Origin of the sequence: Bacteroides sp. RTP31139st1_H2_RTP31139_211217 (genome assembly GCF_040227615.1) — a bacterium.
Lineage (GTDB): Bacteria > Bacteroidota > Bacteroidia > Bacteroidales > Bacteroidaceae > Bacteroides > Bacteroides uniformis.
Map to the genome: position 1 here is coordinate 1 of NZ_JBCNZM010000005.1, position 24,698 is coordinate 24,698.

The 24,698-nt window shown below is 49.4% G+C and carries 18 protein-coding genes; 16 read left to right on the forward strand and 2 right to left on the reverse strand.

Features of this window, described 5'->3' with window-relative positions; translation table 11 throughout:
* Window positions 1-231 precede the first annotated feature (231 nt).
* The gene (locus ABUA47_RS01410) at window positions 232-1,329 is read right to left on the reverse strand and encodes a hypothetical protein (protein ID WP_035450303.1); all 1,098 of its coding nucleotides are present in this window, start codon (window positions 1,327-1,329) and stop codon (window positions 232-234) included.
* A 571-nt stretch (window positions 1,330-1,900) separates the two neighbouring features.
* Here ABUA47_RS01410 and dxs point away from each other — a divergent pair.
* The 14 genes from dxs to ABUA47_RS01480 all read left to right on the forward strand — a co-directional run bounded on the left by dxs (window position 1,901) and on the right by ABUA47_RS01480 (window position 17,503).
* Entirely contained in the window at window positions 1,901-3,805 is a 1,905-nt protein-coding gene (gene dxs, locus ABUA47_RS01415) for a 1-deoxy-D-xylulose-5-phosphate synthase (RefSeq protein WP_039160270.1), read from the forward strand.
* Between the two features lie 66 nt (window positions 3,806-3,871).
* A complete protein-coding gene (trkA, locus tag ABUA47_RS01420; protein ID WP_005823949.1) occupies window positions 3,872-5,212 on the forward strand; it encodes a Trk system potassium transporter TrkA in 1,341 nt (446 codons plus the stop codon).
* Window positions 5,213-5,233: 21 nt separating this feature from the next.
* Entirely contained in the window at window positions 5,234-6,685 is a 1,452-nt protein-coding gene (locus tag ABUA47_RS01425; protein ID WP_005823951.1) for a TrkH family potassium uptake protein, read from the forward strand.
* A 103-nt stretch (window positions 6,686-6,788) separates the two neighbouring features.
* Window positions 6,789-7,160 (forward strand): hypothetical protein, encoded by a 372-nt coding sequence (locus ABUA47_RS01430; RefSeq protein WP_005823953.1) that lies wholly within the window; start codon window positions 6,789-6,791, stop codon window positions 7,158-7,160.
* 111 nt (window positions 7,161-7,271) lie between these two features.
* Window positions 7,272-7,622 (forward strand): NADH-quinone oxidoreductase subunit A, encoded by a 351-nt coding sequence (locus tag ABUA47_RS01435; protein WP_005823956.1) that lies wholly within the window; start codon window positions 7,272-7,274, stop codon window positions 7,620-7,622.
* Window positions 7,613-8,194, forward strand: coding sequence for an NADH-quinone oxidoreductase subunit B (locus tag ABUA47_RS01440; RefSeq protein WP_005823959.1), 582 nt, complete (start codon window positions 7,613-7,615; stop codon window positions 8,192-8,194). The genes ABUA47_RS01435 and ABUA47_RS01440 overlap by 10 nt, the downstream gene beginning before the upstream one ends.
* Window positions 8,195-8,209: 15 nt before the next feature.
* Window positions 8,210-9,799 carry an NADH-quinone oxidoreductase subunit D gene (locus ABUA47_RS01445; RefSeq protein ID WP_016274121.1) on the forward strand — a complete coding sequence of 530 codons (1,590 nt, stop codon included), beginning with the start codon at window positions 8,210-8,212 and terminating at the stop codon, window positions 9,797-9,799.
* 140 nt (window positions 9,800-9,939) lie between these two features.
* Window positions 9,940-11,016, forward strand: a complete 1,077-nt coding sequence (gene nuoH / locus ABUA47_RS01450) for an NADH-quinone oxidoreductase subunit NuoH (protein ID WP_009037156.1) — start codon at window positions 9,940-9,942, stop codon at window positions 11,014-11,016.
* Between the two features lie 57 nt (window positions 11,017-11,073).
* Window positions 11,074-11,577: a 4Fe-4S binding protein gene (locus ABUA47_RS01455; protein ID WP_035450171.1), complete on the forward strand. Its 504-nt coding sequence runs from the start codon at window positions 11,074-11,076 to the stop codon at window positions 11,575-11,577.
* A gap of 30 nt (window positions 11,578-11,607) precedes the next feature.
* Complete coding sequence (locus ABUA47_RS01460) at window positions 11,608-12,120, forward strand: NADH-quinone oxidoreductase subunit J (RefSeq protein ID WP_005823970.1); 513 nt, start codon at window positions 11,608-11,610, stop codon at window positions 12,118-12,120.
* A 5-nt stretch (window positions 12,121-12,125) separates the two neighbouring features.
* Window positions 12,126-12,434 (forward strand): NADH-quinone oxidoreductase subunit NuoK, encoded by a 309-nt coding sequence (gene nuoK / locus ABUA47_RS01465; RefSeq protein WP_005823972.1) that lies wholly within the window; start codon window positions 12,126-12,128, stop codon window positions 12,432-12,434.
* 58 nt (window positions 12,435-12,492) lie between these two features.
* The gene (gene nuoL / locus ABUA47_RS01470; protein WP_035450173.1) at window positions 12,493-14,406 is read left to right on the forward strand and encodes an NADH-quinone oxidoreductase subunit L; all 1,914 of its coding nucleotides are present in this window, start codon (window positions 12,493-12,495) and stop codon (window positions 14,404-14,406) included.
* Between the two features lie 51 nt (window positions 14,407-14,457).
* Window positions 14,458-15,942, forward strand: a complete 1,485-nt coding sequence (locus ABUA47_RS01475) for a NuoM family protein (RefSeq protein ID WP_005823976.1) — start codon at window positions 14,458-14,460, stop codon at window positions 15,940-15,942.
* A 121-nt stretch (window positions 15,943-16,063) separates the two neighbouring features.
* Complete coding sequence (locus tag ABUA47_RS01480) at window positions 16,064-17,503, forward strand: NADH-quinone oxidoreductase subunit N (protein ID WP_117945538.1); 1,440 nt, start codon at window positions 16,064-16,066, stop codon at window positions 17,501-17,503.
* Window positions 17,504-17,638: 135 nt separating this feature from the next.
* On the opposite strand, the gene ABUA47_RS01485 is transcribed toward ABUA47_RS01480, so the two are convergent.
* Entirely contained in the window at window positions 17,639-20,422 is a 2,784-nt protein-coding gene (locus ABUA47_RS01485) for an ATP-binding protein (protein WP_117945539.1), read from the reverse strand.
* A 234-nt stretch (window positions 20,423-20,656) separates the two neighbouring features.
* Here ABUA47_RS01485 and ABUA47_RS01490 point away from each other — a divergent pair, with 234 nt between their 5' ends.
* Both ABUA47_RS01490 and ABUA47_RS01495 read left to right on the forward strand, forming a co-directional pair.
* Window positions 20,657-23,335 carry a TonB-dependent receptor gene (locus tag ABUA47_RS01490; RefSeq protein ID WP_349831390.1) on the forward strand — a complete coding sequence of 893 codons (2,679 nt, stop codon included), beginning with the start codon at window positions 20,657-20,659 and terminating at the stop codon, window positions 23,333-23,335.
* A gap of 119 nt (window positions 23,336-23,454) precedes the next feature.
* Entirely contained in the window at window positions 23,455-24,636 is a 1,182-nt protein-coding gene (locus tag ABUA47_RS01495; RefSeq protein ID WP_035450176.1) for a hypothetical protein, read from the forward strand.
* Window positions 24,637-24,698 lie beyond the last annotated feature (62 nt).

The window sequence follows — 24,698 nt, forward strand, 5'->3', positions numbered from 1 at the left end:
CCCATCAGCAACAGATTATTCTCTTGCGAAAGAAGGGGCATACTGGAAACTACTTCTACAGGCGTATAAAGATTCATAAGTTCGAAATAAATAAACCATTCACTTTCTCAGAAAAAATGATGTACCAACTGCTTGCTACGCCACAAAGATAGTAAATTTCAATATAAAAAAGGCAGGTGATATAACCTCTCATTATATCATCTGCCTTAAATAAAAATACTATATATTCTATTAATACCAATTAGCCGTAGGATCAGCCACCCAATCTGCAAAACCTGGATATTTATCATTAATAGCCTGACGCTCAGTAGTCCATTCATATCTTGTCTCTACACGTATCTTCTGCGGAGCTTTGCCTATCTCTGCTTTCAGTGTATATACTTCAGCATTTTGGCCTTCCACTTTGATATTTACGGCACCGGTACCGTTAACTCTGTACATCACCGGAGCCTTAGTTGCTCCAGCATCCGTATTTACCATTGTAGCACTAGAAACACTAAAGAGTTCATGAACTTCACGGCTATCACCGCCTACCTCAATATACAAAGGCAAAGTACCACCCGCAGCCTGCAGGGTAATGATAGTTGCTCCCCCATTGGTCGCTACATCAAACACGACATCGTTGAAGTCAAAATCATCACTGTCTCCAAGGTCTTCTGCTATGATTCTGTACGCATTCGTATATACGGCCGGAGAGATCTTCACAATCCAATCACTATAATACCCATCTGCAGCCACTTGTTGATTTGGGTTCTGTCCGGTAGCTTCAAAGTCAAATCCCACATAATAAGCACCCTCAATATATTGTATAGTATAATTATAGTGCATTTTACCATCCAGAGAAGCCCTATAACCAAAAGAAGACGTTCCACTATTCTGCATTAGCATTATAGCCCCCTCAGTAGCATTAAAATTATTGATATGGTCATCTGATGCCGCAACCAAAAAATCCATATTAGAGTGTGAGCCACTTACATGTTGAACAAAAAAGTCAGTCCAATCCACACCAATGGATTGTGGATTCTGATGTGTTTTAAACCATTCCGTAACCACTTCTTTTTCTGTAGCCGTAATACCCTCGGGTACTTCCGTAAAATCTTTCCATTGATTGCTATTAGTGTTAGCAACACGCGTTGTCGGTGTTGCCCCAAATCCCCAATCCTGATCAACTGCAATTTCTCCATACTTCTGCACGAAAGCCGATGCATACTGTGCCTCTTTCTTAGCCGCCGCCTTTTCCGGGTCGAACAAATCGCTATCAGAACCGCAAGCGGAAAATACCACTACGCCCATAATAGCCAAAATTCCAAAGTTGAGCTTTTTCTTCATATCATTCATTGTTTATTCATTTAACAATTCGTGATTACACCCCATTCCGACACATATTACAACCAAGAATATCATTATATACAACTCAAAATTGTATAACATATTGATAAATAGGACATATTCTACTTCGCAAATATACATAATACTATATCAAATAACAACCAAAACCTCAAAAAGTTGCAATAAACAATTTATTAAGTTGTATTTTTCAACAAACATTAAATTTAAAGCATTTCTTATCATAGATGCACACATACGAGAGTACAAGTCAATTTTTGAAAGGATTAATATCTTTGCCTACCAAAATTAAATTATTCCTATATGGAGAAAAAATCGTTCCACCATGGTGGAACGATTTTTCCCCCAGGATGGAACAATATTTTCTCCATGGAGGAACGATTTACTATCAGGCATCTTTTCCCTTAACCATAGGCAGGCTGAACGAGAAATATGGCGTATGCAAAGAGAAAGTAAAAACAGAAGTGAACAAAAGAGGCTTTTTTTCCTTCTAAAACTTCCCGCCATCCGTTTTCTTTTGCTATTTTTGCATTTTGTAATCTTCAGATTAGAAATGAGAACAGAACCAACAACATATAACTTGCTTAACACCATTACATTTCCCGAGGATTTACGCCAACTCAGCGTAGAAGAGCTTCCTGAAGTCTGTAAAGAATTGAGGCAAGACATTATAAAGGAGGTTTCCTGCAACCCCGGACATTTCGCAGCCAGCCTGGGCACGGTAGAGCTGACCGTTGCCCTGCACTACGTATTCAATACTCCGTACGACCGCATAGTCTGGGATGTAGGCCATCAGGCGTACGGGCACAAGATACTGACCGGACGCCGTGAAGCATTCTCCACCAACCGTAAATTCAAGGGAGTTCGTCCTTTTCCCTCACCAGAGGAAAGCGATTATGACACATTCACCTGCGGACATGCGTCAAATTCAATCTCCGCCGCCCTTGGCATGGCTGTTGCCGCTGCCGAAAAAGGCGAGAAGGACCGCCATGTAGTGGCCATCATCGGCGACGGAAGCATGAGCGGCGGCTTAGCTTTTGAAGGACTGAACAACGCTTCGTCCACCCCAAACAACCTTCTTATCATTCTCAACGACAATGATATGTCGATAGACAGAAGTGTAGGTGGCATGAAGCAGTATCTTTTCAACCTAACTACCAGCAACCGCTATAACCAGCTGCGCTTCAAAACTTCCAGACTGCTATTCAAAATGGGACTTTTGAACGAGGACCGCCGCAAAGCGCTGATTCGCTTTGCCAACAGTCTGAAATCAATGGCCGCCCAGCAGCAGAATATCTTTGAAGGGATGAACATCCGCTACTTCGGTCCTATCAATGGACACGATGTGAAAAACATAGCCCGTGTCCTGCGGGACATCAAAGATATGCAGGGACCGAAAATACTGCATCTGCACACTGTAAAAGGAAAAGGATTCGAACCTGCCGAGAAGAATCCCGATATCTGGCATGCACCGGGCAAGTTCGATCCGAAAACCGGAAAACGCCTCAAGGCAGATACCAGCAACCTGCCTCCGCTTTACCAGGACGTGTTTGGGGAAACACTGGTAGAACTGGCAAAGGAAAATCCGAGAATCGTCGGAGTAACCCCCGCCATGCCCACTGGCTGCTCTATGAACAAGCTGATGGACACCATGCCCGACCGTGCCTTCGATGTGGGTATTGCCGAAGGACATGCAGCCACTTTCTCGGGCGGTATGGCAAAAGAAGGAATGCAACCTTTCTGCAACATCTACTCCTCCTTCATGCAGCGGGCATACGATAATGTCATCCATGACATCGCCCTGCTCCGCCTCCCCGTCGTACTTTGTCTGGACCGCGCCGGACTGGTGGGAGAAGACGGACCGACCCACCACGGAGTTTTCGACCTGGCCTATTTCCGTCCGATTCCCAACCTGACCATATCTTCACCGATGGACGAACATGAATTGCGCCGCCTGATGTACACGGCACAATTGTCAGACAAAGGTCCGTTCGTCATCCGCTATCCCCGCGGACGCGGCGTATTACTGGACTGGAAATGTCCGCTGGAAGAAATCCCCGTAGGTAAAGGGCGTAAACTGAAGGAAGGTAAAGACCTGGCAGTCATCACCCTCGGTCCCATAGGCAACGTAGCCGCACGTGCCATAGAGCGCGCAGAGAAAGACAAAGGGATCTCCATAGCCCATTACGACCTGCGTTTTCTCAAACCGCTCGACGAAGCCTTGCTGCACGAGGTAGGACTCAACTTCCAGCATGTCGTCACCATAGAAGACGGTGTCAAAAAAGGAGGAATGGGCAGTGCCATACTGGAGTTCATGGCAGACAATGACTATATCCCCCATATCAGACGTATCGGTGTACCCGATGCCTTCATAGAGCACGGCACCATACAAGAGTTGCATCATCTTTGCGGAATGGACGAAGAAGGAATCTATAATCAATTGATAATTGATAGTTGAAAATTGACCGTTTAAGTATCTACCCCATATGTCAACTATTAATTATCAACTATCAACTAATTAAAAGTGAAAATAATTATTGCAGGTGCCGGCGCAGTAGGCACACACTTGGCTAAATTGCTGTCCCGCGAGAAGCAGGACATCATTCTGATGGACGACAACGAAGAAAAGTTGAGCACCCTAAACTCCAACTTTGACTTAATGACGGCTACGGCCTCCCCTACATCCATAAAAGGCTTGAAAGAAGTGGGAGTGAGAGAAGCCGACTTGTTCATAGCCGTCACCCCTGATGAAAGCCGGAACATGACCGCATGCATGCTGGCAAACAATCTGGGAGCACAGAAGACCGTAGCCCGCATTGACAACTACGAATACCTGCTGCCCAAAAACAAGGAATTTTTCCAGAAGCTGGGTGTCGATTCACTCATCTACCCGGAAATGCTTGCCGCCAAAGAGATCGTATCCTCCATCCGCATGAGCTGGGTACGCCAATGGTGGGAATTCTGCGGAGGCGCCTTGATACTGATAGGCACCAAAATACGCGAAAAAGCCGAGATACTGGACATCCCTCTCCACAAACTGGGCGGACCGGAGCTGCCCTATCACGTGGTAGCCATCAAACGGGGAAGCGAGACACTGATTCCCCGCGGTGACGATACCATCAAGCTACATGACATCGTATACTTTACCACCATCAGGAAATACGTCCCCTACATCCGCAAAATAGCTGGCAAGGAAGATTATGCTGATGTGCGCAACGTAATGATTATGGGTGGAAGCCGAATTGCCGTACGCACCGCCCAATACGTCCCGGACTACATGCAGGTGAAAATCGTGGACAACGACTTGAACCGCTGCAACCGTCTGACCGAGTTGCTTGACGACCGCACCATGATTATCAATGGCGACGGGCGGGATATGGACTTACTTGTGGAAGAGGGACTGAAAAACACGGAAGCCTTCGTTGCCTTGACCGGCAATTCGGAGACCAATATTCTAGCCTGCCTTGCCGCCAAACGCATGGGAGTCAGCAAAACCGTAGCAGAAGTGGAGAATATAGACTACATAGGCATGGCTGAAAGCCTTGACATCGGCACTGTCATCAACAAAAAGATGATTGCCGCCAGCCACATTTATCAGATGATGCTGGATGCGGACGTCAGCAATGTGAAATGCCTGACCTTTGCCAATGCCGATGTAGCGGAATTTACCGTTAAGGCCGGCTCAAAGATTACCAAACATCCGGTAAAAGACCTCGGCCTCCCGAAAGGAACCACCATCGGCGGACTTATCCGTCAGGGGGAAGGCGTCGTGGTTATGGGTAATACCTTGATACAACCGGGTGACCATGTGGTGGTATTCTGTCTAAACATGATGATTAAGAAAATCGAAAAATACTTTAACTAATAGAGAATGAGTCGTTGGTAAATGATTAACTTCAAGACAATCATACGGATTATCGGTATTCTGCTATTGCTGGAAACAGTCATGTTTCTGGTCTGTTCGAGCGTGTCTTTCTACTACAGAGAAAGCGATATGCTCGATTTCTGGAAAGCAGGAGGTATCACAGCAGGGATAGGCTTATTGCTGGCAGCTCTCGGTAAAGGAGGTGAACGGCAACTGACGCGCCGTGACGGATATGTACTGGTCAGCTTTGCCTGGGTGGCATTCTCTCTTTTCGGAATGCTGCCTTTCTATATAGGCGGATACATACCCGACATTGCCGATGCATTCTTCGAGACCATGTCCGGTTTCAGCAGTACGGGTGCCACTATTTTGGACGACATCGAGTCACTTCCTCATGGAATACTGTTCTGGCGCAGCATGACACAGTGGATTGGCGGCTTGGGAATCATCATGTTCACCATTGCAGTGCTTCCTATCTTCGGAGTCAGTGGTCTGCAGGTATTCGCAGCCGAAGCAAGCGGCCCCACACATGACAAGGTTCATCCGCGTATCGGTATCACCGCCAAGTGGATTTGGAGCATCTATACCGGCATAACCACTTTACTTGTCTGCCTGCTGATGCTTGGAGGCATGGACTGGTTCGACAGCATCTGCCATGCATTTGCCACTACCGGCACCGGTGGATTCTCTACCAAGCAGGCCAGCGTTGCCTACTATAATTCTCCTTATATAGAATATGTCATCTCCATCTTCATGTTTATCTCCGGTATCAACTTCACTTTAGTATTATTGTTCGTCAACCGGAAATTCAAGAAGTTCATCGGCAATGCCGAGCTGAAATTCTATTTCGGTTCAGTTGTGCTCTTCACTGCCGTCATAGCCATCGTGCTTTACTATACCAGTCCCATGGGGATGGAAGAATCCTTCCGCAAATCCTTGTTCCAGGTAATCTCCCTCCAGACCTCCACCGGTTTTGCGACAGATGACTATATGCAATGGACACCCGTCTTGTGGGGGCTGCTTACCATCATCATGCTGATGGGAGCGTGTGCAGGCAGTACCACCGGAGGCTTGAAGTGTATACGTATGGTAATTCTTACCAAAGTCTCACGAAACGAGTTCAAACACATCCTACACCCCAATGCCATACTTCCGGTACGGATAAACAAGCAGGTAATCTCTCCCTCCATTGTCTCCACCGTACTGGCTTTTTGTTTTATTTATATCTCCATTATAGTCATCGGCACACTGCTCATGATGGCTATGGGTGTCGGGGCTGAAGAATCAATGGGCTGCGTCATTTCCAGTATCGGTAATATGGGACCCGGATTGGGTGAAACCGGACCTGCCTATTCGTGGAATGCCCTGCCCGATGCAGCTAAATGGCTGTTATCCTTTTTAATGCTTCTGGGTCGTCTTGAGTTATTTACCGTACTGCTGCTTTTCACACCGGATTTCTGGAAACGGAATTGATTTAGGATAAAAAGTGTAAAAATAATCATTTTTTGTTATGCGGGGATAGCAAATTGAACAATACTTATTATATCTTTGCGTCCTTGAAAGAGAGAATTGTGGTATGAAGCAATGCATTAAATACTGTTTAATCATAATCTTTGCAGCCCTATTGCACGACAGTGCAACCGGAGCTGCAGATATTTTGTGCGTTCCTGCCACCCGACAAGCAGAATGCTGTACGCTGTCACAAGCTCCTACCACCCAACAAGCAGTCCAGAAGTTCTACGACTTGTTTTCACCAAACTCCCTCTGCATAGAACATGTGGACCATACGCAAGTACCAACCAACAAAAGCGTACTCCTGCGCATGTACATCTACAAGATGCAGCAGCATGCCTATGCACCGGAATGCGACCGTTTGTTGAATCTGTCTCCTCATCCCGTACCCGACGCGAATTATTACGTGTTCGGGCTAAGAAAGATTATCATTTAGAAGGCCTGCAAGCGCAGACGCTTGCCCCTGACCTCGCCGGACAACAAATCAGAGGTTTTGTCCTCCGGTGCGATGTATCTATTATTATATATCTAAAATCTTATCAGGTTTATGAACTTTACTTTGTTAGTGGTCGTCTTATTGACGGCAATCGCTTTCGTGGGTATCGTCATCGCGCTCTCCAATGCGATAGCACCCCGTTCGTACAATGCACAGAAGATGGAGCCGTACGAGTGTGGTATCCCTACCCGCGGTAAATCGTGGATGCAATTCCGGGTAGGTTACTATCTGTTTGCCATCTTGTTCCTGATGTTCGAAGTGGAAACGGTATTTCTGTTCCCTTGGGCAGTCATCACCCGCGAACTTGGCGTGGCAGGACTTTTCAGTGTTTTATTTTTCCTGATTATATTGATTCTGGGCCTTGCTTATGCCTGGAGGAAAGGAGCTTTGGAATGGAAGTAACAAAGAAACCGAAAATTAAATCTATCCCTTATGAGGAGTTTACAGACAACGAAACGTTGGAGAAACTGGTTCGGGAACTTAATGCCGGAGGCGCCAATGTCGCCCTTGGCGTACTGGACGATTTCGTCAACTGGGGACGCAGCAACTCACTGTGGCCTCTTACGTTTGCAACCAGCTGTTGCGGTATCGAATTCATGGCCCTCGGCGCAGCCCGCTACGATATGGCGCGCTTCGGGTTCGAGGTAGCCCGTGCCAGTCCGCGCCAGGCAGACATGATTATGGTTTGCGGAACAATAACCAACAAGATGGCTCCCGTTCTGAAACGTCTTTACGACCAGATGGCCGATCCGAAATATGTAGTAGCCGTAGGCGGCTGTGCCGTCAGCGGAGGCCCGTTCAAGAAATCCTATCACGTGGTGAACGGTGTGGACAAGATTCTGCCGGTGGATGTCTACATTCCCGGTTGCCCTCCGCGTCCGGAAGCATTCTACTACGGCATGATGCAATTGCAGCGTAAAGTGAAAATAGAGAAATACTTCGGTGGAGTAAACAGAAAAGAAGAGAACCACTAATCAGTACTTAAAAATATGGAAATAAAATACATAGAGCCCTCAGTCCTGCACGACGAAATGCTGCGTCTGCGGAAAGAGAAACAAATGGACTTCCTGGAATGCCTCAGCGGTATGGATTGGGGAATACCCGACGAGAAAGACGCACCGGACACCCCCCGCGGACTCGGTGTAGTCTATCTGTTGGAATCTACTGTTACCGGCGAACGGATAGCGGTACGCACCGCCACTCTAAACCGGGAACATCCCGAACTTCCTTCCGTCAGCGATATCTGGAAAGCTGCGGATTTCAACGAGCGCGAAGTCTACGACTTTTACGGCATCGTTTTCATCGGTCATCCGGATATGCGCCGACTCTATCTGCGCAATGACTGGGTAGGCTATCCCATGCGTAAAGACAATGAGCCGGAAAAAGATAATCCGTTGCGTATGGACAACGAAGAAACGGTGGACACCACTATGGAATTGGAGCTGAATCCCGACGGTAGCATCAAGAATAAGGAGATGCAACTTTTCGGTGATGAGGAATATGTGGTGAACATCGGTCCCCAACATCCGGCCACCCACGGCGTAATGCGCTTCCGTGTATCATTGGAGGGTGAAATCATCGACAAGATTGATGCCAACTGCGGCTACATCCACCGGGGTATCGAGAAGATGTGCGAAAGCCTGACCTATCCGCAGACCTTGGCTCTGACCGACCGTCTGGACTACCTGGGCGCACACCAGAACCGCCATGCCTTGTGCATGTGTATCGAAAAGGCAATGGGCGTGGAAGTAAGCGAACGCGTGCAGTACATACGTACCATCATGGACGAGTTGCAGCGAATAGACTCTCACCTGCTGTTCTATTCTTGTCTTGCTATGGACCTGGGTGCATTAACGGCCTTCTTCTACGGTTTCCGCGACCGCGAAAAGATACTCGACATCTTTGAGGAAACTTGCGGCGGACGCCTCATCATGAACTACAACACCATCGGTGGCGTGCAGGCAGACATTGCTCCCGGCTTCGTAAAGAAAGTGAAGGAGTTTATCCCCTACCTCCGCGGTATCCTACACGAATATCACGACGTATTCACCGGGAACATCATTGCCCAGCAACGTCTGAAAGGTGTGGGTATACTCTCACGGGAAGATGCCATCGCCTTTGGAGCTACCGGAGGCACCGGACGCGCCAGCGGATGGGCCTGCGACGTGCGTAAGCGTATGCCATATGCCGTATATGACAAGGTGGACTTTAAAGAAGTCATCCGCACCGAAGGCGATTCATGGGCACGCTACCTTATCCGTATGGATGAAATTCTGGAGAGCCTGAAGATTATCGAGCAACTGATAGACAACATCCCGGAAGGAGCCTACCAGGAAAAGATGAAACCTATTATCCGCGTACCGGAAGGCACTTATTATGCAGCCGTAGAAGGTAGCCGCGGTGAGTTCGGCGTCTTCCTCGAAAGCCACGGCGACAAGATGCCTTACCGCCTGCATTTCCGCAGTACGGGCTTGCCATTGGTATCGACCGTAAATACGATTTGCCGCGGAGCTAAAATCGCCGACCTTATTGCCATTGGCGGAACATTGGATTATGTAGTACCAGATATTGACAGATAAAAGGATTTACGATTTGACAATTTACAATTTACCATGCGGAATTACAGCGCAGCCAAATTGTAAATTGTACATTGTGAATTGTAAATCAAAAAGCGCCTCGTAAATTGTAAATAGTAAATTGTAAATAGTAAATGAACAACGTGTTTGACTTTAGTATAGTAACCAACTGGATACACCAGATGCTGACTTCCCTGATGCCGGAAGGTCTGGCAATATTCCTCGAATGCGTGGTGATTGGCGTATGCATCATTTTGATGTATGCCGTGCTTGCCATCATCCTGATTTACATGGAGCGTAAGATATGCGCCTTCTTCCAATGCCGCCTCGGTCCGATGCGCGTGGGGAAATGGGGATTGCTCCAAGTGCCCTGCGACGTCATCAAGATGTTGACAAAGGAAATCATTGATTTGAAATTCTCTGACCGGTTCCTCTACAATCTGGCACCGTTCATGGTAATCATCGCTTCTTTCCTGACATTTGCCTGCCTGCCCATCAACAAGGGATTGGAGGTATTGGACTTCAATGTAGGAGTGTTCTTCCTGCTGGCTGCATCGAGTATCGGCGTAGTGGGTATCCTGCTGGCAGGCTGGAGTTCCAACAATAAATTCTCGCTGATTGGAGCCATGCGAAGCGGTGCGCAGATTATCAGCTACGAGTTGTCCTGCGGATTGAGCATACTGACAATGGTAGTGTTGATGGGAACCATGCAGTTCTCCGAAATAGTAGAAGGACAAGCTGACGGCTGGTTCATCTTCAAGGGACATATCCCTGCATTGATAGCCTTCATCATCTACCTCATTGCCGGAAATGCGGAAACCAACCGCGGTCCCTTCGACTTGCCCGAAGCCGAAAGCGAGTTGACTGCCGGATACCATACGGAATACAGCGGTATGGGCTTCGGATTCTTCTATCTGGCAGAATATTTGAATCTGTTTATCGTAGCCTCCGTGGCAGCCACCATCTTCCTGGGAGGCTGGATGCCGCTACACATCGTAGGCCTGGACGGCTTCAACGCAGTGATGGATTACATTCCGGGATTTGTATGGTTCTTCGGAAAGGCCTTCTTCGTAGTCTTCCTGCTGATGTGGATAAAGTGGACCTTCCCCCGCCTGCGTATTGACCAGATTCTGAATCTGGAGTGGAAGTACCTGGTACCCATCTCTATGGTGAACTTGATTTTGATGGTATTAATTGTAGTATTTAAATTGCATTTCTAACCGGCGTAGCGCCGGAGCAAGATTTCCTTGCGGATAATTTTAATAAAGGCAAAAGTAATGAAAGAAAAGAACTCTTATATCGGCGGACTCATACACGGCGTCACTTCTCTGCTGACAGGTATGAAAACAACCATGACCGTATTCTGCCGACGAAAGACTACCGAACAATATCCGGAAAACCGCTCGAGATTGAAACTCTCCGACCGTTTCCGTGGCACGCTGACCATGCCCCATAATGATAAAAATGAACATCGGTGTGTAGCTTGCGGTTTGTGCCAGATGGCTTGTCCCAACGACACTATCAAGGTGACCGGCGAGATGGTTGAAACGGAAGACGGCAAGAAAAAGAAGATATTGGTTAAGTACGAATACGACCTCGGTTCGTGCATGTTCTGCCAACTCTGTGTGAATGCCTGCCCTCACGATGCCATCACGTTCGACCAGGATTTTGAGCATGCAGTGTTTGACCGCACGAAACTGGTCATGACGCTGAACCGTCCGGGCAGCCATGTAGAAGAAAAAAAGAAACCCGCTGCTCCCAAAGAAGAGACAACAAAGTAATTCGTTAATAGTAACTTGTAATTAAACAACATGGAAATAACTCTTGAAACAGTAGTATTCTACTTCCTTGCGGCCTTTATCACCGTATTTTCCATCTTGACGGTAACGACCCACCGCATGGTGCGCTCGGCCACCTACCTGCTGTTCGTGCTTTTCGGTACGGCAGGCATCTACTTTCTGCTGGGTTACACCTTCCTCGGTTCCGTGCAGATTATGGTCTATGCCGGCGGTATCGTAGTGCTCTACGTCTTCTCCATACTGCTTACCAGTGGCGAAGGCGATGTCATCGAGAAGTTAAAGCGTAGCAGGTTCCTTGCCGGACTGGGTGCCACCGTGGGCGGTGCCATCATCGTAGTATTCATCACTTTGAAGCATAAGTTCATTGCCACCACCGACGTGGAGCCTTTGGAAGTCAACATCAAGACCATCGGTCACCACATGCTGAGCGGTGACAAGTATGGTTATCTGCTTCCCTTCGAAGCTGTCAGCATCTTGTTATTGGCATGTATCGTAGGTGGATTATTAATAGCACGTAAAAGATAAGAATTATGATACACATGGAATATTATCTGATAGTTTCGGCTATCATGTTCTTCGCAGGCATCTACGGGTTCTTCACCCGCCGCAACACGCTGGCGATACTTATCAGCATCGAGCTGATACTGAATGCCACGGACATCAACTTTGCTGTATTCAACCGTTTCCTATTCCCCGGAGGACTGGAAGGATATTTCTTCTCTTTATTCTCCATCGCCATCTCGGCGGCCGAAACGGCTGTAGCCATTGCCATCATGATTAACATCTACCGCAACATCCGCAGCATCCAGGTGAACAAACTGGATGAGATGAAGTGGTAAGAGCAAGAATCGCCAAGCGATGTTTCTTGAATAGTAATAATTGATAAACATAGTATATATGGAATATACAATATTAATCCTTCTACTCCCTTTCCTCTCTTTCCTCGCTCTGGGACTTGGAGGTAAATGGATGTCACACCGCACTGCCGGCCTTATCGGAACTGCGGCACTGAGTGTGGTCGCAGTGCTTTCCTATCTCACCGCAGGAATGTACTTCAGCGCTCCCCGCCTTGCCGATGGTACGTACGAGGCGCTAATGCCCTATAACTTCAAATGGCTGCCTTTCACAGAAAGCCTCAGTATCGACATGGGTATCCTACTCGACCCGATTTCGGTTATGATGCTCGTGGTCATCAGTACCGTTTCGCTGCTGGTACACATATACTCTTTCGGCTACATGAAGGGCGAACGCGGTTTCCAGCGTTACTACGCCTTCCTGTCGCTCTTCACCATGTCCATGCTCGGACTGGTAGTAGCAACGAATATCTTCCAGATGTATCTGTTCTGGGAGTTGGTGGGCGTGTCCTCCTATCTGCTGATTGGTTTCTATTATACGAAGCCGGCGGCTATTGCCGCTTCGAAGAAGGCGTTTATCGTGACCCGTTTTGCTGACCTGGGATTCCTTATAGGTATCCTCGTCTATGGGTATTATGCCGGTACATACACCTTCAGCCCTAATGAGATGGCGCTGGCAAAGGGTGGTGCGGCCATGATTCCGCTGGCCTTGGGACTGATGTTCATCGGTGGTGCCGGAAAGAGTGCCATGTTCCCGTTGCACATCTGGCTGCCCGATGCCATGGAAGGTCCTACGCCGGTCAGTGCACTGATTCATGCCGCCACGATGGTGGTTGCAGGTGTCTATCTGGTGGCACGCATGTTCCCGTTGTTCATAGAATATGCTCCCAGCGTGCTGCACATCGTGGCATACGTAGGAGCCTTCACGGCATTCTATGCCGCCAGTGTGGCATGTGTGCAGAGTGACATCAAGCGTGTACTGGCATTCTCCACCATCTCCCAAATCGGTTTCATGATGGTGGCGCTGGGTGTATGTACATCAGCCAACCCACACGAAGGGGGACTGGGCTACATGGCAGGCATGTTCCACTTGTTCACACACGCCATGTTCAAGGCATTGCTGTTCCTCGGAGCGGGTAGCATCATCCATGCCGTACACAGTAACGAGATGTCTGCCATGGGCGGACTGCGGAAGTATATGCCCATTACGCATATCACGTTCCTCATCGCATGTCTCGCCATTGCTGGTATCCCGCCGTTCTCCGGATTCTTCTCCAAAGATGAAATCCTGACGGCATGCTTCCTGTTCAGCCCCACTATGGGATGGATTATGACAGTGATTGCAGGTATGACAGCATTCTATATGTTCCGTCTTTATTATGGTATCTTTTGGGCCGGCTCAGAGCCGGGACAAAAGTCGGCAAGTGATGGGGGCGACAGCCACGTGCCTCACCCCCACGAGAGTCCTCTGGCGATGACCCTGCCCCTGATGCTCCTTGCTGTGGTTACGATAGTTGCCGGTTTCATTCCTTTCGGACACTTCATCAGTTCCAACGGTGAAGCATATAACATCCATCTGGACTGGAGTGTGGCAGGTACAAGTATCGCCGTAGCGGTGGTTTCCATAGCCATTGCCACCTACATCTATGCAGGTAGCCGGCAACCCGTTGCCGATACATTGGCACACCGTTTCAAAGGCTTGTGGACAGCAGCTTACCACCGCTTCTATCTGGACGAGGTCTACCAGTTCATCACCCACCGCATCATCTTCGGCTGCATCTGCCGCCCCATCGCCTGGTGGGACCGCCATGTAGTGGACGGCTTCTTCAACTTCCTTGCCTGGAGTGCCGAGGCTACCAGTGACGAGATACGCGGTCTGCAGAGCGGACGCATCCAGCAATATACATTTGTATTCCTGCTGGGCACGCTGGCACTGATACTGCTACTATTGCTATAACCCGAGATTTTTCAATCGTAAATCGTAAATCGTTAAATCGTAAATATAAAGATGAACTTTTTATCATTATTCGTACTCATCCCCTTGCTGATGTTGCTGGGTCTTTGGCTCAGCCGCAACATCGCACAAATACGCGCGGTGATGGTGACCGGTGCATCGGCTCTGCTGGTTCTTTCTGCAGCATTGACCGTGATGTACCTCAATGCACGCCACGCTGGTGCCACGGATGAAATGCTGTTCCGTGCCGACATGGTCTGGTATCCTGCACTCAACATCCACTATTCGGTAGGAGTAGACGGTATTTCGGTAGCCATGCTGCTGCTTTCGGCCATCATTGTCTTTACCGGAACATTCGCCTCCTGGAGGCTGCAACCGCTGACTAAAGAATATTTCCTTTGGTTCACCTTCCTCTCCATCGGTGTGTTCGGGTTCTTCATCTCGATAGACCTGTTCACCATGTTCATGTTCTACGAGGTTGCCCTCATTCCCATGTATCTGCTTATCGGTGTATGGGGGTCGGGACGCAAGGAGTACTCCGCCATGAAGCTGACACTGATGCTGATGGGCGGCTCCGCCTTCCTGCTTATCGGTATCCTGGGTATCTACTACGGTGCCGGAGCCACCTCTATGAACCTATTGGAAATAGCACAGATGCACAATATTCCCATCGAACAGCAACGTATCTGGTTCCCGCTCACCTTCCTCGGTTTCGGTGTGCTGGGCGCTCTGTTCCCGTTCCACACATGGAGCCCCGACGGTCACGCCTCCGCACCGACTGCCGTATCCATGCTCCATGCCGGTGTATTGATGAAACTGGGAGGTTACGGATGTTTCCGCATAGCCATGTACCTGATGCCCGAAGCTGCACAAGAACTGGGATGGATATTCCTGATTCTTACCGGAATCTCCGTGGTATACGGTGCATTCTCCGCTTGTGTACAAACCGACTTGAAGTATATCAATGCCTACTCTTCCGTCAGCCATTGCGGCCTGGTGTTGTTCGCCATCCTGATGATGAACCAGACAGCTTGCACGGGTGCTGTTCTGCAGATGCTCTCTCACGGACTGATGACAGCCTTGTTCTTCGCCCTTATCGGTATGATATACGGACGTACCCATACGCGTGACGTCCGCGAACTCTCCGGTCTGATGAAGATTATGCCTTTTCTGGCTGTCTGCTATGTAATCGCCGGTCTTGCCAATCTGGGACTGCCCGGACTCAGCGGTTTCATTGCCGAAATGACCATCTTCACCGGTTCGTTCCAGCATCCCGATACGTTCCACCGCGTGTGGACGGTCATTGCATGCAGCTCCATCGTGATTACGGCAGTCTATATCCTGCGACTGGTAGGAAAGATTCTCTATGGCACCTGCACTAACAAGCATCACCTCACCTTGAGCGATGCAACCTGGGACGAACGTACAGCGGTCATCATCCTCATCGCATGCGTTGCCGCCCTCGGTATGGCACCATGGTGGATTAGCGGCATGATTGGAGACAGCGTGCTGCCAATAACTGATTTATTTACGATTTGACGATTTACGATTGATAAATGACTTGTAAATCCCAAGAGTAACCTCAATCGTAAATCGTAAAATCGTAAATCCCAAGAGTAATTTCAATCGTAAATCGTAAATCGTAAAATCGTAAATAGATATGGATTATTCCCAATTCCTCCTGCTCAAAGAAGAGCTTTCGCTGATATTGGTCATCGTCATCCTTTTTGTCGCCGACCTCTTCATGAGTCCGGATGCACACAAGAATGACGGCAAACCGGTGCTGAACACAATGCTGCCAGTTGTTCTGCTGACCATACATACACTTATCACCATCGTCCCCGGTCCTGTGGCCGATGCCTTTGGCGGCATGTATCACAACCAGCCGATACAGAGCATCGTGAAATCCATTCTCAGTATAGGTACACTGATTGTATTCCTGATGGCCCACGAATGGATGCGCCGTCCGGACACTGCCATCAAACAAGGTGAGTTCTACATTCTGACACTTTCCACCCTGCTGGGTATGTACTTCATGATTTCCGCCGGACACTTCCTGATGTTCTTCATCGGACTGGAGACGGCAAGCATCCCGATGGCAGCCCTGGTTGCCTTCGACAAATACCGCCACCACTCTGCCGAGGCAGGTGCCAAATATATTCTCACGGCACTGTTCTCCAGCGGATTGCTGCTATACGGATTATCTTTGATTTACGGTACGGTAGGCACTCTCTACTTTGCCGACATACCGGCACGCCTCACCGGCGACCCGTTGCAGATTATGGCATTCGTATTCTTCTTCTCCGGCATGGGATTCAAAATATCACTGGTGCCTTTCCATCTTTGGACAGCAGACGTTTACGAAGGCGCTCCAAGTACGGTAACCGCTTATTTAAGCGTTATCTCCAAAGGCTCTGCCGCTTTCGTGCTGATGACTATCCTCATCAAGGTATTCGCCCCGATGGTAGCTCAATGGCAAGAAGTGCTCTACTGGATCATCATCGCCTCTATCACGCTTGCCAATCTCTTCGCCTTGCGTCAGCAGAACTTGAAACGATTGATGGCTTTTTCCAGTATCTCGCAGGCAGGTTATATCATGCTGGGGATTATCAGCGGCACTTCACAAGGTATGACTTCATTGGTCTTTTATGTATTGATTTACATGTTTGCCAACCTCAGCGTATTTACAGTCATCACGATTGTAGCCCTGCGTGCCCATAAATTCACGCTCGACGACTACAACGGGCTGTACAATACCAATCCAAAGCTCGCTTTCCTGATGACCTTAGCCTTGTTCTCTCTGGCAGGCATCCCGCCGTTTGCGGGCTTCTTCTCGAAGTTCTTCATCTTTGCGGCAGCTTTCGAAGGCGGCTTCCATCTGCTGGTATTCATTGCCCTTATCAATACAATCATCTCGCTTTATTACTATCTGAAGATTGTAAAGGCAATGTACATCAACAAGAGCGACGAGCCGATTGCAGCATTCCGCAGTGACAACTATACACGTGCCAGCCTGGCCATTTGCACGCTGGGTATTGTGGTACTGAGTATTGCAAGTGTGGTATATCAATCCATCGATAAGTTCTCATTCGGATTATAACCGGAGGGTATCATCACTTACCACAAATTACACAGATTGGCACAAATTATCTTTAGAAGTTCTGATAATCAAGAGCTTTGACTTGTGTTAATCTGCATAATTTGTGGTGAGTGTGTATTTTAGCACATTTCCATACTATACAATCGGCAGCACAAACCAAAAGCATGAGCCTTTCCCCGGTTCACTGTCCACACCGATTGTGCCACCCAACTGCTCTATAATGCTCTTGCTGATAGAAAGCCCCAGGCCGGTGCCATGCACAAACGTATTCAGCTTTATAAAACGGTCGAATATCTGAGCCTGCATTTCCGGCTCAATGCCAAGGCCCGTATCGGCCACATAAAAACGCAAATGAGTTTCATCCACCTTATCATATCCTACACGTATACTTCCCGCAGTGGTGAACTTGATGGCATTGTTGACAAAGTTGGCTATGACCTGATTCAAACGGTTACGGTCACTGACAATCCGGCATTCCGGCAGATGACGGTCGAAGAGAACTTCCACACCCGGTTTAGCCTTCATCTTCATGAAGCGCACGATGTCCTCACACAGCATGTTCACGTCCAGCTCTTTTTCCACAAAGTCAAATGTCCCGGCCTCTATCTTGGACAAATCCAGTATGTCGGAAATCAGCTGCAACAGCAGGTCATTGTTTTCTTCAATAATCGCCATATACTGCCTTTTTTCCTCCATGTCCCCGGTCTCTCCCATCAGACTGGAGAAACCGACAATCGCATTCAGGGGCGTACGTATCTCATGGCTCATATTGGCAAGGAAGGCACTCTTCAGACGGTCGGCGGTTTCTGCCTTCTCCTTGGCTTCAATCAGCATAGCCTCCGTCTCCTTCAATTCCGTAATGTCATAGTTGACGCCTATCAGCTCTATTTGTCCGTTCTCCGGTTCAAACAGATTGACAACCACATTGGTACGTACCCAGTTCCATTTTCCCTTTTCGCCCGGACGCTCAATGCGCATCTCTCCCTGGAAATGTTTGGCTTCGCCCACACGGGCCTTACTGAAGAAATCAAGCATCCTCCTGCGGTCACTGGGGTACATCTTGCTGTATATTCCCACGACATCCGCCAATTGGGTATTCTCGTCCTCTCCCATATTCTTATACCATTGCTTGATGGCATAGCCTTTCCGGTCGAGCAGGTTCAGCTTGGCATAACCTACCTTCGCATAATCCGATATAAGCAGGAAGAAATTCTCGAAATCACAGATACGGCTCATGGCATCAATCCGTTCCGTATTGTCGATGTTAATCATGGCATAGCCGGTAAAGTTACCTTTACTGTCATACACCTTGCTCACTTTCGTATAAAGATGTATCACATCCTTCGGCTGTTTGGAAGTGGAGTAATACCCTTCAGTCCGGTCGAAAGCATAATTCAGGCGAAAGTCGACCATATCCTCAGTCTGTATACGTTCTGCCAATTGGGCGGACACATTCGGGTTCTCGAATAAGTTCACTCCAATGACATCCTGTTTGTCACGGACCCCGAATATCTCCATATCCTTATTGTTGATGTCTACCAGGAATCCGTCTTTGTCATAGATTTCCACCCCGGCCGGTATATTGGCAAAGATATTCTTGAACAGTTTTTCGCTATGGTCCAAAGCCAGATGAGTCTGTACCGAGTCTGTCGTATCGAGGAATAACGCCACCACTTCATTCTTTTCCGGAGAGTATATCACCACGTGGCAGTGCTTGTTGGTAAGCTCAAAACACATGTCCATTTCCTTATGTGTCCCGGTGTTCACTATCTCAAGCAGATATTCCAGTCTGGGGGCCGCCTCCCTTGAAAAGGACGAGGCTGTCTTGCCGATAAACGTCGACGCAGGTTTTCCCAGAAAATCGGCAAAGATAGAATTCGCATCTGTCACATAATACCCGTAGGGGTTGTCCTTTTCATCACAGACAATGGACATCCGCACATACCCCAAAGGCATATAGCGGAACAAGTTGCTGAGGAAAGTACGTTCGCGCACAGCCTCATCCTTCGTTTTGCGCAACTCTATGCAAATGCTGATGACATTTGCCAACGAACTAAACCATTGGTAATCCTCGTTAGTCCACATTCGGGTACGGTCCACCAAATCAATGCCCATATATCCCCACACCTGGTCATTGGCAACCAGCGGAGTTACCATCAAGGACTTTATATTCTGTCTCGCCAGAATTTCATATTCGGCGTAAGCGTGCTCCGGCAGTTGCCCCAGCGTTTCCAGCAGAACGGGCTTTTGTGCCATAATCTGTGACGTCCACCACGGCAGGCTGTCAGCCTGAACTCCTTGAAGCATTTCTTTCTCAGGAGCCACTCCCGGAGCCACCACCTCGTATGTGCAGCTCTGGTACCGGCACTTCTCATCATATTGGAATATATAGACACGTCCGCCGCGAAAGAAATCAAGAATATCTTTCAGTATGTCGTAAATGCCCGCACTTATATCCTCGTCTTTCAGGAAGCGGAATAGGGAATGGGATATTGAGGTCTGCCGATAAAGTAAATCGTTCACTCTTTGCAAAGCCTGCTTCGCAGCCTCCTCCTTCGGCATCTCTACGCGCTGCAACACTCCGAAAGCCTTCAATGTACCATCCGGCAAATGCTCCTTATACCCCACGCGCGAGTAGACCCAGACCACTCCTTCAGTAGAATAGATAGGAAACGTCTGTTCATAGACCTCCATATTCTGAATGGCAAGGAACTCCCGGCTGATACGCGTCCGATAGTCTTCGCGTATCATTTTACCGAAATCCTCAAAGCTCAGGTATTCCCCTTCCAAGCCTAACAACTTACAGACATATTCGGAGCAGAGATACTGCCTTGAAGAAAAATCAGCCTCCCACCAACCTATCCGGCCAAGAATGGAAAGGCGCCGGAAACGTTCACTATCGTCACGATGAACAGCCATATATTTATCAATATTGGTTTGAGATACAAAAATAGCCATAAAACTCTAATAAGCAACCATTAGAAACCTTTTTCGTCCCAAGCAGCCTATATATAAGGATAACAAACAATCCGGAAGAATGTGCGGTAACCAAATCGTAATAGATTTGAAAATGAAACGTATGCTCCATGTATCACCGGTGTAATGTCATTGCCTCATCTTTGCAGCGGATTAAAAAACGTACAAAGAAAAGAGATGAGCATGAAATTAGACTTGGGAAAGATTTTCTTCCTTATTTTATTCCTCACACTTTCCGTCATGGCTGCCACGGCGGGAACCGTCAAAGGGACAATCACCGACCGACAAACCAAAGAGCCGCTGACGGGAGCCACCGTGCAAGTAAGCGGAACAGCACAAGGCGCCGTCGCCGATTTGGATGGTAACTATACACTGGAGCTGAAGAACGGGACCTATACCCTCACCGTCCGTTACATCGGCTACAAAGACATGACGATGAACGCCGTAGAGATAAAGGGTGAAACCGTGCTGAACTTCGACATGGAGCCGGACACTCAAACCCTGGGCGAAGTGCAGGTCACCGCCAAGAAGAACCTCGAAGGCGAACGCGCCTTGCAGATGGAACGGCAAAAAGCGACCCTCGCCATCGAGAACCTCGGTTCCAAAGAGATGTCCCTCAAAGGCATCGGCAATGTGGAAGAAGGAGTAAAGAAAATAACGGGTATCTCCCGCGGACTGGGTGACCGCTACAGCACCACCACGCTGAACGGACTGCCCATCGCCTCGCCCAACCCGGACAACAAGCTGGTGCCGCTCGACCTGTTCCCCTCGTCCACCGTACAGAACATCACCGTCAGCAAAGTGTATGACGCAGCCGCCTTTGCCGACTACAGCGGTGCGCACATCAACATCAGCACCAAAGAAAACATACCGGAAGATTTCTTCCAACTGAGCCTCAACACGGGCGGGAAGTTCAACACCTTAGGCAAAGACCGCTATCAGATGGACCGCAGCGGCTCGCTCCTGAAGACACCCGGCGTAGACGCGGCCGCCCTCGACATGCCCTTGATGGAGTTTGACAAATACGTGAAGACCCACAATATCTTCGATACCTCCTTTGCCGCCAGCAAGAAGAGTTCGTTGCCCGAACTGGGCGGAAACCTCGGTTTCGGCAAGAACTTCGGTATAGGCAACCAGACACTCAGCCTGCTTGCCTCCTTCAGCGCCAGCAACGGCTACCAGAACATGGAAGATGCCTTCTACAAGACACTCGAAGCCACCGGCACCGTGCAGGACGACTTCTCCTACGACAGCTTTGCGCAGGAACTGAAGCTCGCCGCCCTCAGCTACCTGGGCTATACCCTGCGCCGGAGCGACCGCATAGGCTACACTTTCTTCTACGCCCGCAATGCCATCGACACCTATCAGCGCCGCGAAGGTACTGATGCCGAAGGACACGAGCTGACCGGCAGCAACAACATCATGCACATATACACCCTGCAAAACCATCAACTGAACGGAATCCATAACTTCGGCGAGGGCGACAGGTGGCAACTGACCTGGGGAGGCTCATACAGCAAGACCGGCAGCGAAGAGCCCGACCGACGGCAAGTGATGTACGTCAAAGACAACGACGGCAGCCTCAGGCTCTTCAAGCTGAACCGCCAAGAGACCATGCGCTACTTCGGCAGCCTGGACGAAGAAGAGTGGAACGCCAACCTCGCCATGCGCTGGAAGTGGAACGACACCAGCCACCTCAAGCTCGGCTTCAACTACAAGGACAAGAACCGCGACTACAGCGCTACCCGCTTCTACTACAACCTGAACAAACTGAACCCCGTCATCACCGACATCTACAACACCGACGGCTTCCTCAACCAGCAGAACATTGCCGACGGACAAATCGTGGTACAGCGTGTGATGCAGCCCAAAGACAGCTACCGCGCCGGAAACGAAATCTACTCCGCCTACCTGCTGACCGACTTCTATCCCACCGAAGCCCTCTTGGTGAACCTCGGCCTGCGCTACGAAATGAGCAAGCAATGGGTGCGCTACGCCAGCGACGGCGGCGACTGGTACTCCCGTCGGCGCAATTTAGACAAGAACGACCTCTTCCCCGCCCTGAACCTGAAATATGCGGTGAACCCCACCAACAGCATCCGCTTCTCTGCCTCGCGCACCGTCACCCGTCCCTCGTTCATCGAGATGGCCCCCTTCCTCTATCAAGAGTCCTACGGTTCGGCACAAATCCGCGGTAACGAAGAGTTGCAGAACGGTTACAACTACAACTTCGACCTACGTTACGAACGCTTCGGCAAGGACGGCGACATGCTCTCCGTGACCGGCTACTTCAAATACCTCGACAGCCCCATCGAACGCATCCAAGACCTGCAAGGCGGCGCCACGCTGCACAGCTTCAAGAATGCCGACAACGGCATGGCTGCCGGCGTGGAGCTGGAGATGCGCAAACGGCTCGTCAAAGACCTGCGCCTAGGCGCCAACATCAGTTACATGTACACCAACGTGAAGCTGCCCCAAGGCGGTGCCTACACCAACAAGGAACGTTCGCTGCAAGGCGCATCGCCCATCCTTGCCAATGCCGACCTCACCTACTCGCCACGCTTCGGCGAAGACAGGCAGCTCAACCTCGCCCTGCTCTACAACCTGCAAGGCAGCCGCATCCATGCGGTAGGCGTGTCGGGTCTGGGCGATGTCAGGCAACAGACGCTGCACACGTTGAACTTCAGCGCCGGATATAGCCTGAACAAGCACTTCAACCTGAAGCTGCAAGTGAACGACCTGCTGAACCGCGATGTCATCTTCAAGCAAGATGTGCCCACCACGGGGCAGGAAATGGAAGTGGAACGCTACCACAAGGGAACGAACTTTGAGGTGGGAATAAGCTACAACCTATAAAGCCCCCGCCCTCCCCCTGAAGGGAACGGAGAACACTCTTTGACAAACAAGCAGATTTAAGAGAATCAATCTGAATGACAGACAGATAAATTGGATATAACAACTAAAACAATTGAATTATGAAAACAATGAAATGGAAATTCTACTCTCTGGCCTTTGTAGCCGGAATGTCTATCCTCACCGCTTGCAGCAGCGACGACAACAACGACAATGACGGCAACGGCGGCAACGGAAACGGCAATGAAATCGAAAACGGTACGATACTGAAAGGTACCATCACCTCCGACGTGACCCTGGCTGCCGGAAACACCTACAAGCTGAGCGGCGAATACATCGTAGAAGAAGGTGGCACGCTCCACATAGAAGAAGGCGTGAAGATTATCGCCGTTTACGATGACATCGCAGACTACATCCTCGTGAAGCAGGGCGGTAAAATCAACGCCGTAGGCACGCCGGACAAACCCATCGTAATGACCAGCGAAAAAGAAGAGCCGGGCGCATGGGGAGGCATCCACATCTGCGGACGCGCCCACACCAATGCCGAAGGCGGCAAGGGAAGTTCTGAAATAGGCGGTGCCGTTTACGGCGGCAACGATGATGCCGACAACTCGGGCACGCTGCAATACATTCGTCTGGAATACACCGGCTTTGCCTTCGATGAAGAGCACGAAGCCAACGGTATCTCTTTCTACAGCGTAGGCAACGGTACCATCGTGGACCACTGCCAAGCCTACAAAGGTTCCGACGACGGCTTTGAGTTCTTCGGCGGCTCGGTAAACGTGAGCAACCTCGTAGCCGTAAGCTGTAGCGACGACTCCTTCGACTGGACCGAAGGCTGGAACGGCAAAGGCACCAACCTCGTGGCTTACCAAGAGGACAAATCCACACTGGGCTACGACTGCGACTGCCTGATGGAGTGCGACAACAACGGCAGCAACAACGCCGCCACTCCCGTTGCCCACCCCGTATTGAAGAACCTCATCCTCGTCGGCAACGGCGGCAGCAAGCAAGGCATCCGTCTGCGTGCCGGCACGGAAGTGGAAATAGACAACGCCAAGGTATGCGGCAAAGGCCAGCCCCTGACCGTGGAAACCGCCCTTACCGAAAACGCCCTGAAGAACGGCACCTCCAAGCTGACCAACATCACCCTCACCTCCGAGCTGAGCAGCAAAGAAGGCATCTACACCCATGCCGACTTCATCGCCGTGACAAGCAACAAGGTGGACGCCAACCTGAGCTACAGCTCTTTCGAGGACATCAGGAAAGAATGCAGCTGGATGAACGGAAGCTGGGTGAAGTAAAAAAAAGAAGCACTCGCAAGGCTATAAAAAAACACACAACTTCTTCAACAGCGTGCCCCTCG